Here is a 16739-nt window from a genome sequence, read left to right on the forward strand (position 1 = left end):
TGCCTCCCCCGAGACAGACGCGCGCCCCCATCCAACCGGCTTATTTGACGCAGGCGAGGTTGACGGCGAGGCCGCCCCAATCGGTGGCCTGGTTGTTGTCGACCTGTACCTGCAGCTTGTCGTTGTGGCTGACGGTTCCGGACGGCACCTCCTGACTGCAGGTCTGCTGGCCGTTGGTGACTTTGCAGCTCAGGTCTTTGACGGGCGTGAGGATCACTGACGCGCCGGACCCCGTCACCTTGTACACCGAGATGTCCAGCGTTCCGTGCACCTTGCCGAGTGTGCTGGCAGTGAGCGCGACCTTGGCGCAATCGTAGGGGATCACGACGCCGAAGTCCGACGGCAAGGGAACCGCCCCGCCGGCGCCGGTCATGGCATAGCGGCCGCTGCTGAGCGTGTCTGGCACGTTGAAATTGCCGTTGTAGACGGTGCCTGCCCCCATGGTCACGCCCGAGGTCGGCCACTTGCCGCCCGCCTTGGGACCATACAGCGTCCAGGTCGTGGTGTCGAAATAGAAGTCGCCATCGACGCCGATGGCGTCGGTCGGCGCACCGCTGCCGTACAGGATGTGTCCGCCATTGCCTGCAGTGCCGCCTCCGGTGCCGCCGGTGCCGCCGCTGCCGCCCGGCTGAATGACCAGCGAGACCCCTGCCGGCCACACGTCATTGGCCTTGGGCCCATACAGCGTCCAGGTGTTGGTGTCGAGGTAGTAGTCGCCATTGTTGCCGACACTGTTGGCTGGCGCCCCCGCGCCCGTCAGGACGACACCGCCGGTGCCCGACCCGGTGCCGCCCCCCATCGGGACGCCCGGCGGCCACGTGCCGTTTGCCTTGGGCCCGAACAGGGTCGAGGTGGTGGTATTGATGTAGTAGTCGCCATTGTTGCCGACGCTGTCGGTCGGATCGACCGAGCCGGACAGGATGGTGTTCCCGGCCGTGCCGGTATTGCCGGTACCCGCCAGCGAAACCCCTGCCGGCCACACGCCGTTTGCCTTGGGCCCGAACAGCATCCAGGTCACGGTATTCAGGTAGAAGTCCCCGTCTTTACCGATCTCGGGCCCGGGATCGGTGGTACCCGACAGCATGGCGCTGCTGCTGGCCGCGGTCTGCGTTGTTGGCGACGTGGGTGAAGTGGGTGAAGTGGGTGACGTTGGCGTTGACGTTGACGTTCCGGTGCCTGGTGCTGTGGTGGCGGCAGTGGCAGACGTCGAGTCGCCCCCGCCTCCCCCGCAACCTGCGACCGTGATGACGAGACAGGCAAGCGGCAAGGCCGCCAGCTTCATGTGGATGCGTTTCATGGATGGACCCCCTTTCCTTGGCCTTTTGAGCACGCAAAATTCGATGGCCTTGGCCGCGCCAACGATGAGGTCAATCTAGCTGGCGGAATCGGAATGGAAAATCGGCCCTATGGACGAGCCGCGATTATGCGGAATGGCGTCCCGCGGCGCGGATGAAAATGGGTCCGCGCCACAGGCGCAGGATAATGTCGGAGCGCGCGGCACTGGTCACGGGTACCGTCGCCGCGGGGCTTCTGGACTCCCGTGAAGCCTTGCAGGACAAGGCATTGCCGGTCATGGAAAGTCGTTTCCGAAGGCTCGGGCCGGCACTGCAGACACGGGTATCCAGCGCCCCGAAAATGCGGTCAATCCCCACGGAAGTGGAATGCCGGCGCGAGCTGAACGGCTTAGCGAGGAAGTAGTAGACAGGCCGCCGGAGCAACCGGAAAAAGTATGTATAGAAAATGAAACATCATGAGCCCCATCAAATTAATGGTGAAGGCAGGCCACTGGAGCCGCAAGGCGGGGGCGCGGCACCCCGCTATCGAAAGGCCTCCTGCCAGTACGATTCAACATTCCTGACGAGGCTATCGGGGAGCGCGACATAATGCTCGGCCGCGGCGTCGGCCTGTCCCTCTGAGAGCGCCCAACGGAAGAATGCGAGCGCGTCTTTCGTCTCGGCGGCGTTGCCACGCGTCCTGGAAATCAGCACAAACACGACACCGGCAATCGGCCATGCCTGCGGCCCGGAGGCATTCGTCACTACCTGGTAGAAATCGGCCTTAGGGTTCCATTCTGCCGAGGTGACCGCGGCGCTGAAGGTTTCGCGCGATGGCTGCACAAATACCCCGTCGCGATTCCTGACCGAGGCATAGGACAGCTTGCGCTGCAAGGCGTAGGTCAACTCAACGTAGCCAATGGATCCCTTCACGTTACGGATATAAGTTGCAACCCCCTCGTTTCCGTTCGCGCCCACCCCAACGGGCCATTTCACAGTCGTGCCGGCGCCCACGCTTGCACCCCATTGCGGGCTGACCTTCGTAAAGTAGTCGGTCCAGTTGAACGTGGTTCCCGAACTGTCGCTCCGATGGACCACCACGATCTTCTGGTCGGGAAATACCATGCCCGGATTTTCCGCCGCAACGGCCGGGTCATTCCAGTTGACGATCATTCCCTGGTAAATGTCCGTCAGCAGCGTGCCGGTCATGCGCAACTGGCCCGGTGCAACCCCGTCGAGGTTCAGCACCGGCACAACGCCCCCCACCACGATAGGAAATTGCAGCAACCCCGCAGCCCGCAGCTCTTCGGGCTTGAGTGGCATGTCGGTAGCGCCGAAGGTCACGCTGGCAGACCGGATCTGGCGAATGCCGTTTCCCGATCCGGTGGGGTGATAGTTGACCTGCTGGCCGGTACGGGCATAGTAGGTCGCCGCCCATTTGGACATCAGCGGATAGACAAAGGTTGAACCCGCCCCTGTGACATCCCCGGCCCGAGCCAGCGCGACCGCGCCAAGCAACAGCAGCAGGACCGTCGCTTGCCGGCCCAATGCATGGAGAAAACGCAACCGGCAATCGTGCATTGGCTTCATGATTCTTCTTCCCTTGTCTGACGAAGACGTTTCTACGCCTGGGCAATTCAGGCTAGCAGATCGCTGCCCTTTGAGGCAGGACAAAACGACTGACGTCTTGTCGCCGGCAACAAAAAAGCCGCCCTGCTACAGACGGCCTCTTTGTCTCTGGCGATGAGATGGATCACTACAGCCGGCATCAGGCCGCTATGGCTTCTGCTGCCGCACGATTATTACTGTCATGTTTCTGTCATCCGGTGATCGTGCGACACCGAACCACCAATGAGAAACCTGCACTGCGTGCAAACCCCATTGGCTCACGTCAAAGCCGACAGCAGGATATTCTGCGCGCCCTCGCCGTCTCGCGAGGCCTGACGCTCGTATCTTCCGTCCGGCGTCATCTGCCAGGCATCACACCGGTCTGCCAGGTACGGCTTCAGCCCTTCCGCGATGACGCGCTCCTTCAACCTGGCATCGAGGATGGGAAAGCAGATCTCGATGCGCCGGGACAGGCTTCGTTCCATCCATTCACCGCTGGACAGCATGACCCTTTCCGCGCCGCCATCGTGAAAATAAAAGATGCGCGAGTGTTCGAGAAACCGGCCCATGACCGATTTCACCTCAATGTTCTCCGACAAGCCGGCAACGCCGGGGCGCAGCGCACAGGCGCCCCGGATGATCAGGTCGATACGGACCCCGTCACGTGAGGCGTCGTACAGCGCCTGGATCAGGTCAGGCTCCAGCAATGCGTTCATCTTGGCAATGATCCATCCCTTGCCGCCAGCCCTGGCATGCCCGGCTTCGCACCGGATCGCCTCAAGCAACGCCTTCTTCATGGTAAAGGGCGATTGCCAGATATGGCTCATGCAATGCGTCTGGCCACGGCCCGTCAGCTGGCTGAACACTTGCGCCACATCCTGCGTCAGCGACTCATTGCATGTGAGCAACCCAAAATCCGTATAGGTGCGCGTGGTCTGGTGGTGATAGTTCCCGGTGCCGAGATGCGCATAGCGCCGGAGCTTCCCACCCTCGCGTCGCAATACCATGACCATCTTGGCGTGCGCCTTGAAGCCGACTACCCCGTAGATGACATGCGCGCCGACTTCCTCCAGTTGCGTTGCCCAACCGATATTGGCCTCTTCATCAAAGCGGGCCAGCAGTTCCACCACGACGGTGACTTCCTTTCCGTTGCGCGCGGCTTCAATAAGTGCCGAGAGCAGGACCGAGTCGTGCCCGGCCCGATACACTGTCTGGCTGATTGCCACCACATCGGGGTCCTGTGCCGCCTGCCTGACGAAGTCCACCACCGGTGTGAACGACTGGAACGGGTGATGCAGCAGGATGTCGCCCTCGCGAATGGCGCGAAAGATATCGGAATGCTCGTGCAGCACCTTCGGCAGGCCGGCCCGGAAAGGCAGGTATTTCAGTTCCGGCCGGTCCACCTGATCTGGCACCTGCATCAGGCGAACCAGGTTGACCGGTCCGTTGACGGAGAACACCTCGCTTGCCGCCAGGCCGAATTGATGCTGCAGGAACGCAGTCATTGCCGGCGTGCAGTTATCTGCCACCTCCAGCCGGACCGCATCACCATAATGACGGTGCGGCAGTTCGCCTTGCAGCGCCTCGCGCAGGTTCTTGACCTCTTCCTCGTCCACGAACAGCTCGCTGTTGCGGGTCACGCGGAACTGGTAGCAGCCGCGCACCGTCATGCCACTGAACAGCTCGCCGACGTGGGCATGCAGGATGGACGAAAGGAAAACGAGGCCATGCTCGCATCCGGCAATATCCGGTGGCAAGGCGATAACCCGCGGCAGCGCTCGTGGCGCCTGCACGATCGCATAGCCGGAGTTGCGCCCGAACGCATCCTTGCCCTCGAGCTCAACGGCGAAATTCAGGCTCTTGTTAAGAACCCGCGGAAACGGATGCGCCGGGTCCAGGCCGATCGGTGTCAGGACTGGCATCAGTTCGGCGAAGAAGAATTCCCGGATCCATTCCGCCTGCGCGGGGTTCCACGAGGGCCGCCGCAAGAAGCGGATCTGCTGCTCGGCCATGGCCGGAATCAGCATGTCATTGAACAGGCGGTACTGCTGATCGACCAGCTCCCGGACCCGTTGGTTGACCCTGGCATAGACCGCCTGCGGCGTCAGCCCGTCCGGGCCGACTACCGGAGACTGAAGCAAGCACTGCTCCTTCAGGCCGGCCACGCGGATCTCGTAGAACTCATCCAGGTTGCTGCTGAAGGTACACAGGGAACGCAGGCGCTCCAGCAGCGGCACCGCGGGATCGGCGGCCTGCTGCAGCACGCGCCCGAAGAACTCCAGCTGGCTGAGTTCGCGGTTGATATAGAGCTCATTGCCATTCAGCAGGCCATCCGGATCGACCGGGGTGCCGAGGCGCCCCTCTCCCGCGGCCATCGGCGACGCATTCTGCATGGGATCGGATTCGGGTTTCATGGTGTGAGTGCCTGTGCGGGGGAATCCTTCCCGATTCTAGCTGGCGTATCGCGCATATCGAGGCGAATCTGATCGCACTGCTCCCGCGAAATACGTACCATCTTACGAGCATCCGATGCGTAGAATGAACTGACGCGCCCACTGGAGCTGCCAATGACACACGAAATACCTTCTGCGACCGAGACCACCCCGGACGGCCTGATGCGCTTGATCGAGCATATTGGAGGTGCTGCAGCGCAAGGTCACCTTGACCCGGAGTTTGTGCGCAAGCTGGCGAAGCGCATTGCCAACGAATTGCAGCAGATGAAAGCGACCAGGGTGCCGGGTGACCGCGAGCTTGCGGGGCTGGACGACGGCATAGAGGCCCTGCTGCTGGCCGCGGACCGCAAGTACGGCGCCAGGCTGACCCGATCACTGCAGAAGTTGCGGGAGCACGAAATCCCCTTCACCGGCGCGGAGTCAAATGCAGGCCAGCCGAACTAGCAGTGCTGCCTGATGACGCAGTGAATTCACTAAGCAGGTAGTTCAATGATTTGGGTTGTGATTACCACCGCGGATAACCTTGGAACCTATGTCAAAGACTGACAAGAAGCGATACCTGAAAGCACTTAACCGGCGCCTGAAGAAAGCGTCGGCCGGAAAGTTCGATACGCTCTTTGTCTTCGACCCGCCCGGCTCGAAGCCAAAGAACGCCACAGGCGTGACGGCCAGCGGCCCTGCCAGTGACGAGATCCTTGCAGTGATGAACGCAGTCCAGGCCAGCGTATACGCAAAATTCGAGGGCACGGCAAAGCTCGGATAAATGGAACGCGAACTCAAGCTCGAGTTGCTGCAGGACCAGGCCGAAGGGCTGATCGGCTTGCCCCTGGTGTCGTCCTGCTGCGTGGAGCCGCCGCACGAAGACAGGCTCGTGAGCACGTATTTCGATACGTCGGATCTTGCTTTCCGGCGTATGCACGCATCGCTGCGCGTGCGACAAGCGGGTGATCATTACGTGCAGACCTTGAAGACCTGTGGCACGCAGCATGGGGCGCTTTACGAGCGGGAAGAGTTTGAGTCGGCGGTTCCGGGAAATACGCCAGATCTTGGAGCACTGCGAGACAAATTGCCCGAGGGCACTGCGTTGGGGATGCTGCTCCGTGAAGGCAACCTGGCAGAACGCCTGAAGCCGATCTTCGTCACGGATGTCCGGCGCACGGTCCTGCTGTTGCGCTTGCCACAGGGGGACGAGGTCGAACTGGCTGTCGATCGCGGCGTTGTTCGTGCGAACGATGCCACGGAGCCGATCCGCGAGCTTGAGATGGAGATCCAGGCCGGGGAGCCGGCCCATCTGTCAGCGTTTGCCCTGCGGCTGCTCGACGCAGTGCCAATGCGCCTGAGCCGTGCCAGCAAAGGCGACCGTGGCTATGCGCTGGTCGCTGACGAGGCCAATGAAGCGGTACGGTCTGAGCCCCTCAGGCTGGCCGACGCCGGGTCGGCGGAAGCAGTGTTTCAGTGCATTGCCCGGAACTGCCTGGCGCAAATCTCCGGGAACGAACGCGGCGTGGTCAACAGCTCCAACCCGGAAAGCGTGCACCAGATGCGTGTCGGCCTGCGTCGCCTGCGCTCCGCGCTTGACATCTTTGAGCCGCTGGTTGCCTGTCCGCCGGCACTGCAAGCGGAACTCAAATGGATTGCCGATGAACTGGGCCCCGCACGCGACTGGGACGTGCTTGCCAACACCACCTTGCGTGACGCGTTCGATGGGGCGCCGGAGGACGTGGGCGCGGGCGCGGTGCTTGCCGCGGCGAAGGCAGTCGCGGCCGATGCCCGGCAACGCGCGGCCCAGGCCGTGAATTCCGATCGTTACACCCGGCTGGTCCTGACGCTGAACCATTGGCTGGGCAGTGCGGACTGGCGCCATGGCCTGGACGAGGCGCAGCGCGCGGCACTCAGCGGACCCGCCAGGGACTTCGCGCTGACCACGCTGCGCAAGCGGCAACGCAGGCTTCTCAAGCGGGGGCGGGGCATGGCCAAGCTCGATGAGCAGCGGCGCCACCGTGCGCGTATCGCCGCAAAGAAGCTGCGCTACGCGACCGAGTTCTTTGAATCCTTGTTTGCCGCGGATAAGGTGCGCCGCTATCGCCGGCAACTGTCGCGCCTGCAGGATGACCTGGGATGGCGCAATGATATGGCGGTTGCAGTGGGATTGTTGCTGCGCCTGGGGACAGAGCGGCAGCAACTTGCGATTGGCTGTGGCTATGCGCGCGGCTATATCGCAAGGGGCGTCAGCGTTGACAGGGAGCCGCTGCGCCGCCTCTGGAAACAATTCAAGGCGGCACGCCTGCCCGCTTAGCGCGGCTTCCGGGCATCGGCGCACGTTCATCGTCGCGGCCAGTCCCGGCGCACTGCAGTGGCGACTATTTCACTGTCGCCGGCCCCGATTCCTCAGTCGATCTCCGTCAGCAGCGTTTGCCGCCCTCAGCGTAAACCCCAATGACATAGCCGGCACATTGACAGTTTCCTGACAGCCTTCCCCGCCTAGAATCGGGCCCCTGGTTAGCCGGACCGGCGGCAAACGGCGGAATCCGCCACCGGCGCCCCCCAGGGACGAGAAACACAGTCCCTGGCCCGGCGTCTTGGCCGGCCAGCGCAACGCTTACTTCACGACAGGAACGCAAATGGAAAACGGTGCACGCGAACAGATCCCGGCCACGCTGATCCCCGGCGACGGGATCGGTCCCGAAGTCGTGGACGCCACCGTCCGGGTGCTGGATGCGCTTGGCGCCCCGTTTGCCTGGGATATCCGGCGGGCGGGCATGGCCGGCGTCGAATACAGCGGTGATCCCTTGCCCGAAGACACACTGGACAGCATCCGCCGCACCGGCCTGGCCCTGAAGGGGCCGCTGACCACGCCGGTGGGCGGCGGCTTCCGCTCGGTCAATGTGCGCCTGCGCGAGGCGTTCAACCTCTATGCCAATGTGCGCCCGGCCCGCACCCTGGTGCCGGGCCGCTTCGAGAATATCGACCTGGTGCTGGTGCGCGAGAACGTCGGCGGCTTCTATGTGGCCCATGACTACTACATTCCGGTTGGCGACGACCCGCATGCGGTAGCGGTGTCCACCGGCACCAACACGCGCGACGCCTGCCGGCGCATTGCCCGCTTCGCCTTCGAGTACGCCGTCAAAAACGGCCGCAAGAAGATCACGGTGGTGCACAAGGCCAATATCCTGAAGGCGCTCACCGGCATCTTCCTGGAAGCGGCGCGTGAAGTGGCCCAGGACTACGCCGGCCGCGTCGACATGGACGACATCATTGTCGACGCCTGCGCCATGCAGCTGGTGCTCAACCCGTGGCGCTTCGACATGCTGCTCTGCACCAACCTGTTCGGCGACATCCTGTCGGACCAGATCGCTGGCCTGGTTGGCGGGCTTGGCATGGCGCCGGGCGCCAACATTGGTGACAACGCCGCGATCTTCGAGGCCGTGCACGGCTCGGCGCCCGACATCGCCGGCAAGGGCATTGCCAACCCGATCTCGCTGATGCTGGCCGCCGGCCTGATGCTCGACCACGTGGGCCGCCAGGACCTGGCCACGCGCCTGCGCACAGCCATCGAGCTGACCCTCGGCCAGGACCAGGTGAAGACCGGCGACCTGCACGGCACGGCCTCCACGCTGCAGTTTGCGGACGCGGTAGTGAAACGCATCGTTTCCGCCGGCTGAGCCACACCCGCGCGGCCCGCCTGGGCCTGCGCACAAGACTGCCACCCTCCGCGGTCATTCCATACCCGGCACGCCCTGGCGTGCCGGCGGGATCGGCCTCGCCCTTGACCTCGTGCGCCAGACGGACGCACACACACCCGCCCCTAAGCGCCCCACGCGGCAGGGCGGCAAAGAGATACAGAGAAAGATGTTGACCCTGCTCGCCTATTCGATGGTGATCGTGTTCATGGCACTGATCATGACCAAGCGGCTCTCGGCCATGGTGGCGCTGATCCTCGTTCCGATTGCGTTCGCCGCAATCGGCGGTTTCGGCCCGGAACTCGGCCCGATGATGCTGGACGGCGTCAAGAAGCTGGCGCCGACCGGCGTGATGCTGATGTTCGCCATCCTGTATTTCGGCCTGATGATCGATGCCGGGCTGTTCGATCCGGTGGTGCGCGTGATCCTGAAATTAGTGGGCGGTGATCCGGTCAAGATCATCATGGGCACCTTCGTGCTGGCCGCGCTGGTGTCGCTCGACGGCGACGGCTCGACCACTTACATGATCACCTGCGCCGCGATGCTCCCGCTCTACAAGCGCCTGGGCATCAGCCGGCTGGTGCTGGCCTGCGTGATCATGATGGCGGGCGGGCTGATGAACATCCTGCCCTGGGGCGGCCCGACCGCGCGTGCCGCCAGCGCGCTGGGCGTGGACGTGGGCTCGCTGTTCGTGCCGATGATCCTGCCGATGATTGTCACCGGCATGTGGGGCCTGTTCGTGGCATTCCTGCTCGGCCGCCGCGAACGCAACCGGCTTGGCAGCATCGCACTGATGCGCACCGGGGCCGGCGATGACGGCCATGCCATGCCGGAGGCCGCCGGCGATCCGCAGATCGCCAGGCCGAAGCTGCTGTGGTTCAACCTCCTGCTGACCATCGCACTGATGGTGCTGCTGATTCTCGGCACCTTGCCGCTGCCTGCACTGTTCATCATCGCATCCGCCATCGCGCTGATGGTCAACTACCCGAGCCTGCACGAACAGAAGGAGCGCATGGGCGCGCATGCCGCCAACGTCGTGCCGGTGGTGTCGCTGATCTTCGCCGCCGGCATCTTCGTCGGGATCCTGTCGGGCACCAAGATGGTCGACGCCATCGCCAACAGCGTCATCAGCGCCGTGCCGGACTGGATGGGTCCGTACATGGCCCTGGTGACCGGGGTGCTGAGCATTCCGTTCACGTTCTTTATCTCGAACGACGCGTTCTACTTCGGCATCCTGCCGATCCTGGCCAAGGCTGCCGCCGTCTATGGCATCGGCGCGGCGGAGATCGGACGCGCCTCGCTGATCGGGCAACAGGTTCACCTGCTGAGCCCCCTGGTCGCGTCGACCTACCTGCTGGTCGGCCTGGCCGAGGTCGAATTTGGCGATCACCAGCGCTATACGCTGCTCTGGGCGCTGTCGGCGGCAGTGGTCATGATGCTGGCTACCGTCGCCTTCGGCGTGATTCCGGTCATTGGCCGGGCAGCGTGACGGCGAGGAATCGGGACCGGGCGGGTCAACGACATCCGCCTGCCTGGCGTTTTACCCGAACGCAACTTGCAAAAATTTACAAATAGCCTGGCAGACGGCCCGGCTGGGTCCGCCCTGCTGGCAATAGAGGATCACATATTGCCAGCACATAAGACCACATTCGCATCGAATGAACCCGCCAGCCTTCCTTCGTTGCCAAGGACGTATGCAAAGCGTTGCAATAGGGTTAGATCGAATGTGTTACTGAATGTAAATGGCGTAACTTGATTGCAAGCTGTACCGCTGGCATTGCGACGCAATGCTGGTGGCTTGAGTAGTGGGGGGACATCATGCAGCATTCCAGCCGATTCGCGTCCGACCTGGGCCGCGCGCAACTGTCCGGCCGCAACGGCCACCACGGCAACACCGGAGCCTCCCGCAGCCAGTCCATTCGACATCGACGGCACCTGAGCCGCGCGCAGCACTTCTCGGTGCACCAGCGCCACCTTCCCACCAACGCACCCGCGGCAGAAGCCTGTCGCCCGCCCGCCCACCTTGCACGAAGCCGGCCGTGCGGCTGTCGGGCGCGCCATCTGCGCTGAAGCCCGCATTGCGCGGCGCCCGGTCTGCCGGCCCCTGCGCCAGAACAACACACCAACCCTATTCAAGAGGCGGGAATCGCCATGGCGCTCTATGCTCTGCGGGAACTCACGCTGCAGTCCCTCGGCCCGCTCGGGGCGATGATTGAGGCAGGTTATCGTGCAGTCAATTTCTGGGGCGAATCGGTCGCCTGGATTCCGGGACTGCGCGAGGCCGACGCCGCGCTTGAGTTGTTCACCCGGCTGACCAAGGCCTACGGGAAACCTCGCTTTGAGATCGACGAGGTCTTGGTACGCGGGCAACGGGTGGCCGTCACCGAGACCGCGCTCATCGAAGAGCCCTTCTGCCGGCTGCTGCATTTCAGGAAGGACATGTCCAGTCCTGGCCCGCGGGTGTTGCTGGTGGCGCCGCTCTCCGGCCACTACGCCACCCTGCTGCGCCCGACGGTCGAGGCATTGCTGCCCGGACATGATGTCTATATCACCGACTGGGCCGATGCGCGCGTGGTCCCGCTTGACGCCGGGCACTTCGATCTTGGCGGCTATGTCGGTTACCTGAAAAAGTTCTTGCGGTACCTCGGCGCGGGCACCCATATCGTGGCGGTTTGCCAGCCCGGGGTCCCGGTGCTTTGCGCGGTCGCCCAGATGGCCGAAGACAACGAGCAGATGCAGCCCCGCTCCATGACCCTGGTCGCCGCGCCGATCGACACCCGCGTCAGCCCGACCGCGGTCGACCAGTTCGCGCAGCAATATTCGCTGGCGTGGTTCGAGACCAACGTCATCGAACGGGTGCCCGCCGGCTACCCGGGAACCGGGCGCCGGGTTTATCCGGGCTTCCTCCAGCTTGCAGGCTTCGTGTCGATGAACGTCGCACAGCACGCCGGTGCGCACCTCGACTTTTACCGCCACCTGGTCGATGGGAGGCAGAGCGAGGCAGCCAGGCATCGCAAGTTCTATGACGAGTACAACGCCGTGCTCGACGTGCCGGCCGAGTACTACCTGGAAACCATCCAGAAGGTTTTCCTGGAGCATCACCTGTGCCGCGGCTGCATGGAAGTCGGCCAGCGCCGTGTCTACCCCGAGGCCATTACCAACGTTTCATTGCTGACCATCGAAGGCAGCGAGGACGACATCACCGGCCGCGGCCAGACCGAAGCGGCTCACGCGCTCTGCGCGGGTCTTGCCGCCGACCGGAAAGAACACCTGGTCGTTGACGGCGTGGGTCACTATGGCACCTTCGCCGGCCAGCGTTTCCGGGAATCCATCCTGCCTGCCATGATCCAGTTCATTCAGCGGTGCGCTGACTGAGCGCCATGTCGCATCGGCGAGGCCGGACCATGGTGGCACGGGAAGGCCCAAGCAACGAGCGATAGGCGCAATGCGCAATACTGCCGATGGGGTCCACGGTCACGCCCCAGGTCCATGCAGCCCGAAGATCAACTCGGGATCGCCTGCAATCCAATTGCAGTCTACCTGGGAACGGCGGCCGATGCGCCGCGTGCGCTCGAGCAATTGCTTTCCAAGTGCAAGTTGTCGCGGTTCCCAATCGGCCAGCGCAGCCACCACGTCCCCATGACGCTTCAAGGCACCCGCCAGGGACCAGGCATCGGCTGCTGCCTTGGCGGTTCCGGCTGCTGCATGCGGCCTGACGACGAATGCCGCATCCCCGATCAGGCAGACGCGGCCAAAGACCATCCGTGGCACCTCGACGTCGCAAATAACCTGCAGGAATGGCTGCGCGGCACCGCACACGACCTGCGCAAACGGTGCCGGGAGCCGGGATGCAGCCATTGCCCTCAGCTCAGCCAGGTGTGCGTCTCTCACACTCCCCGGAGGCAGGGAGAGGTCGTGCCGCTGGCCGGCAGTGTCGGTCAGCAGTTCGTCGAGGTCGCTGCCTTCGAGGTAGTTCCGGTACCAGACGAAGTTGATCAGCCGCTCGCCCGGTGCGATCGAGCCATCTGCCCCAGGAATTGGATAGACAAGAATGTGGCTGTTCGCAAGAACGTAGTACGTAATCGCATCGTGGAACACCACGCGCGTCGCTGGATCCAGCGAAGATTCGGAAACCTTGCCGCGCCATGCCACATAACCCGAATAGCTTCGCCGCACTTGTGGCAAAAGGCGCGACCGGGCAGTCGAACCGACCCCATCTGCGCATATCAGCAGGTCCACAGCGGTTGAAGACTGATCCGCGAACTGGACCGCCATGCCCCAGTCGCCTTCGGACCATCCGGTCATCTCGTGGCCGAGGTGATAGTACTTCGGATCGATCAATGCCAGCAGGTGCCGGTACACCGTATTCCAAGAACTGAACCGGTAACCGTGCGCGGCTTCGTAGATGCGTTCTCCGCGACGGTCCAGGTATCGGATGCAGGACGTAGCGATGCTGATATCGTCCAGGGCCAGGCCTGCGTTCTGAACCAGATATCGGGCTGCGTCGGGCAGGAAGCCTATCCCCGCGCCGCGCTGGACCAGCTCGGCGGGCGAGCGCTCGTAGACATCGACCTGGATGTCCAGATCGCGCAGCAGCAGTGCGGCCGTCAATCCACCGAGCGAACCGCCGACAATGGCAGCACGCATGTTGGCTCCCAGTCAATATTTGTCAAGGCAGCTGGGCCGGTTGCAAGTGAACTGGTGACCAGCCGACTGCATATTCACAGCAATTCCCACTAAGGAAGACTGCAAATTAAAAGGTTAGTACATGCTGAAGTCGGGTGCCACGGCTGAAATGGGTGGAGCGTGCTCGGTTAGCGCCGTGGCCCGAATACTCATGGCTGGGCTGAACCCGATGTCCGTAGCCATTCGACTGGCAAAAGGATGCCCCCGATTCTCCGCCGAATTGGCCTAGTATGGAAGTGACGTGTCAAGTCACACCCAGTTGGCCATTGACGGGTTTCCATTGCTGGTCAAGCTCGCCGGACTCGGCATGACAAGTGCATCCGCACCCACGGTGACTGACATGATCGAGCCGAAAAGAACGATTTTGGTAACTGGTGCCACTGGTGGTATCGGGAGTGCCGTCTGCGCACGCCTGGCGGAGGCTGGCTACTCATTGATTCTCGCCGCCCGCAATGCCGACCGGCTCCAGTCTGCTTGTGTGGCTCTGCCAGAGCCAGCCCGCGGTTCTCATTGCTGGATCGCGGTGGACATGGCCAGCGATGCCTCTGTTGCGACCTTTGGGGCTCAGCTCGCATCAAGCGGTGCAGTCCTGGATGGCGTCGTACTCATGCCACCGCAGATGCGCCCTACCGGTGACTGTCAGCCGCCCGCCGATACGTGGCGCGAGCTGTTCCAAAGTCATTTCATCGGACCGCTCGAGCTCCTCAGGAACGCGATCTCCACAATGCGCCCGGATCCCGCTCAGGAAAGGCGCGCAAAGATCGTCATTGTTTCTGCCATCACCTCGGTGCAGGCACTCGGTAACTACGCCACCAGCAACGTCCTGCGCTGCGCCTGGCTGGCGCAGGCCAAGACGCTGGCTTTGGTGCTTGGCGAAAAGGGGATTCACGTCAATACCCTTTCGCTTGGCGGCACGCTCACCCCCGACTACATTGCATCGATTGAGCGGCGTGCGGCGGACGCTGCCATGAGCTTCGCCGAACGGCTTGCCGCCGAGACTGAGAATATTCCGCTGCGCAAGTACGGTCGCCCCGAAGAAGTTGCGCTCGCCGTTGAAGTTTTGCTATCGCGTTTCTCCGACCACATGACTGGGGCGAACCTGTTGCACGATGGGGGATTCACCAGGGCGTACTGATTGGGCGCTTGAAGAATCCAGCGGAAACAGGTTCCTCCAACACCAGCAGGCATCGATGTGTTCCCGCCCGCTGATGCCATTGCCAGAACACCCATGGCCGGGACAGAGGCGGCGAGCAGTGCAACGCCAGCGTACGCAAGCGAACAGACCTTTCCGATTGCCGTGGCACCTTTGCTCCCATGGCGATCCGGCATGCGAGAGCGCTGCCAGTAGTGACCTTCGGAAGCTGGCCGCGATAGTAGCTTGGTTGCTGCTGGTCGTTTCTGTCTCACCGCGTCTCCCGCCGCGGCCAGGGCCGGCTGGAGTTTTTGTGCGCCAGCATCTATAACGGAACGCCTGCACGTCCCGCACCCGTGCTCGGAATAGCGGCCGGAAGCTCTTGCCCGGCAACGTGACATCTGCCAGCCCTGCCAGGGATTTGGCGCGTTGCTTTTCTGTCATCAACGAGTTGTACGAAGAAGATAGCGCCAGGGGGTGTCACGTCATGGAATCCATTTCGAAGCTCACACAGCATTGCAGGGTGGTGGCGTACTACGCGGTCGCCTGCATCAGCGTGGTACTCGGGGTGCTGATTCCCCCTGCGTTTGCGGGTGACAAGACCACCCCCTCCTACAGCTACTTCGTAACCGGTACACAGTACTTCATGACTCCCAATCCGGTGCCTGTGCAGACCCTCCCCACACCCCAGCCACAGGCGGTACAGCCGGTGGTCATCATGGGGGGCGGGCCCGATGTCGATGCCGCGTATCGCTGGATGATTCAGCAGGCGGGCATTACGAAAGCAACGGGCGGTCGCATGGTCGTGATTCGCGCGACCGGTACCGACGCTTACGACCCTTACTTCTATTACAGCAACAAGAAGAACGCGACCGATATTCCCGCGGTGGACGGCTATGTCGGTGGCGCGTACCTCGGCCTGACTGCGGCGGAAACGCTGGTCATTACCGACACTGCCGCGGCGAATGACCCGTTTGTCAACGCCGTTGTCGGCAGCGCAAACGCGCTGTGGATTGCGGGCGGTGATCAGAGCAACTACATCAATTTCTGGAAAGGTACGAAGCTCAACGCCACCATCGCCGCGCTCATGCAGCGGAACGTTCCTGTTGGCGGCACCAGCGCCGGGGCCAACGTCCTGGGGCAGTTCGTTTTCTCCGCCATCGAAGGGACGGTCACATCGACGCAGGCGCTGAGCGATCCGTACAACAAGTACATGACATTTGACCCGAAAGGGTTTTCCGGCCCCAGTTTCCTGAACGCTACGGCATTGGACGATACGTTCGTCGATCCGCACTTCGACTCGCGCGATCGCATGGGCAGGCTGGTCACGTTCCTGTCAAGAAGCATTGCGCCATGGTCCGGTTCGGGCTGCGAGGGCGGAGTCCTGAAGAACCCGTCGGCCGCCCGGGGGATTGGCCTTGACGTCGAGACAGCATTGCAGATTCAGAAGATCTCAGGCCGTTTCATTGCACAGCGCGTGACCAACATATCCACGACATCGCCCAGCGCTGTTCACTTCCTGAGGCCACTGACTTCGCCCGCGGTCTGCGCGCCCGGCAAGCCGTTAACCATCTACGGCGTCCATGTCCAGCGGCTGGACGACGAGACTGTCTTTGATATGACAAACTGGTGGAATGGCGGCAGCGCAGGAATCGAAGCGTATGTCGTTGACGAGAACGCCGGCATCCAGAGCCCGGCCACCATACATTACTAGGGTCTGCCGCTCCCTCCTCGCCCGCCAGCGATTGCGCACGCCACCATCCCGCACCCGCCTGGAACCCTGCGACGCGGTGGCCGATGCTCGGCGGCGTGGCAACCAAGTCCGCCGGCAAGCGTGCCTCGGATCTCGGCCGGCGGCCTGCTGGCGCTGCGCGGCCGCCGGGAACAGCCGCAATAACAATGGCAC

14 protein-coding genes are annotated in these 16739 nt (G+C 63.0%); 9 read left to right on the forward strand and 5 right to left on the reverse strand.

From position 1 onward, the window contains the following. Positions 1–40 precede the first annotated feature (40 nt). On the reverse strand, positions 41–1084 hold the full coding sequence (locus tag RS901_RS29710; protein WP_316154084.1) for a hypothetical protein: 1044 nt from the start codon (positions 1082–1084) through the stop codon (positions 41–43). Between RS901_RS29710 and RS901_RS29715 the strand changes: the two genes are divergently transcribed. After that, positions 1083–1376: a hypothetical protein gene (locus RS901_RS29715; protein ID WP_316154085.1), complete on the forward strand. Its 294-nt coding sequence runs from the start codon at positions 1083–1085 to the stop codon at positions 1374–1376. The two genes, RS901_RS29710 and RS901_RS29715, sit on opposite strands and share 2 nt — an antisense overlap. Positions 1377–1817: 441 nt before the next feature. Here RS901_RS29715 and pstS read toward each other — a convergent pair whose 3' ends face one another. Beyond that, complete coding sequence (gene pstS / locus RS901_RS29720; RefSeq protein ID WP_410054244.1) at positions 1818–2855, reverse strand: phosphate ABC transporter substrate-binding protein PstS; 1038 nt, start codon at positions 2853–2855, stop codon at positions 1818–1820. Positions 2856–3160: 305 nt separating this feature from the next. Then, positions 3161–5296, reverse strand: coding sequence for a polyphosphate kinase 1 (gene ppk1 / locus RS901_RS29725; RefSeq protein ID WP_316154087.1), 2136 nt, complete (start codon positions 5294–5296; stop codon positions 3161–3163). A 201-nt stretch (positions 5297–5497) separates the two neighbouring features. Here ppk1 and RS901_RS29730 point away from each other — a divergent pair, with 201 nt between their 5' ends. The 5 genes from RS901_RS29730 to RS901_RS29750 all read left to right on the forward strand — a co-directional run bounded on the left by RS901_RS29730 (position 5498) and on the right by RS901_RS29750 (position 10504). Beyond that, complete coding sequence (locus RS901_RS29730) at positions 5498–5779, forward strand: hypothetical protein (protein WP_316154088.1); 282 nt, start codon at positions 5498–5500, stop codon at positions 5777–5779. An 88-nt stretch (positions 5780–5867) separates the two neighbouring features. Further along, a complete protein-coding gene (locus RS901_RS29735) occupies positions 5868–6098 on the forward strand; it encodes a hypothetical protein (protein WP_316154089.1) in 231 nt (76 codons plus the stop codon). Then, entirely contained in the window at positions 6099–7631 is a 1533-nt protein-coding gene (locus tag RS901_RS29740; protein ID WP_316154090.1) for a CHAD domain-containing protein, read from the forward strand. It begins immediately after the preceding gene. A 325-nt stretch (positions 7632–7956) separates the two neighbouring features. Next, on the forward strand, positions 7957–8997 hold the full coding sequence (locus RS901_RS29745; RefSeq protein WP_316154091.1) for an isocitrate/isopropylmalate dehydrogenase family protein: 1041 nt from the start codon (positions 7957–7959) through the stop codon (positions 8995–8997). A 187-nt stretch (positions 8998–9184) separates the two neighbouring features. Then, on the forward strand, positions 9185–10504 hold the full coding sequence (locus RS901_RS29750) for a CitMHS family transporter (RefSeq protein ID WP_316154092.1): 1320 nt from the start codon (positions 9185–9187) through the stop codon (positions 10502–10504). Between the two features lie 131 nt (positions 10505–10635). Here the strand turns inward: RS901_RS29750 and RS901_RS29755 are convergent, their stop codons facing one another. Then, positions 10636–10989: a hypothetical protein gene (locus RS901_RS29755; RefSeq protein ID WP_316154094.1), complete on the reverse strand. Its 354-nt coding sequence runs from the start codon at positions 10987–10989 to the stop codon at positions 10636–10638. 177 nt (positions 10990–11166) lie between these two features. Between RS901_RS29755 and RS901_RS29760 the strand changes: the two genes are divergently transcribed. Next, positions 11167–12390, forward strand: coding sequence for a polyhydroxyalkanoate depolymerase (locus RS901_RS29760; protein WP_316154095.1), 1224 nt, complete (start codon positions 11167–11169; stop codon positions 12388–12390). Positions 12391–12489: 99 nt separating this feature from the next. Here the strand turns inward: RS901_RS29760 and RS901_RS29765 are convergent, their stop codons facing one another. Next, on the reverse strand, positions 12490–13662 hold the full coding sequence (locus tag RS901_RS29765; protein WP_316154096.1) for an FAD-dependent monooxygenase: 1173 nt from the start codon (positions 13660–13662) through the stop codon (positions 12490–12492). A 280-nt stretch (positions 13663–13942) separates the two neighbouring features. Here RS901_RS29765 and RS901_RS29770 point away from each other — a divergent pair, with 280 nt between their 5' ends. Together RS901_RS29770 and RS901_RS29775 are read left to right on the forward strand one after the other, a co-directional pair. Continuing rightward, a complete protein-coding gene (locus RS901_RS29770) occupies positions 13943–14836 on the forward strand; it encodes an SDR family oxidoreductase (RefSeq protein WP_316154097.1) in 894 nt (297 codons plus the stop codon). Between the two features lie 484 nt (positions 14837–15320). After that, the gene (locus RS901_RS29775) at positions 15321–16547 is read left to right on the forward strand and encodes a cyanophycinase (protein ID WP_316154098.1); all 1227 of its coding nucleotides are present in this window, start codon (positions 15321–15323) and stop codon (positions 16545–16547) included. Positions 16548–16739: the final 192 nt, after the last annotated feature.

It is taken from the genome of Cupriavidus sp. BIC8F (genome assembly GCF_032465815.1).
GTDB lineage: Bacteria > Pseudomonadota > Gammaproteobacteria > Burkholderiales > Burkholderiaceae > Cupriavidus > Cupriavidus necator.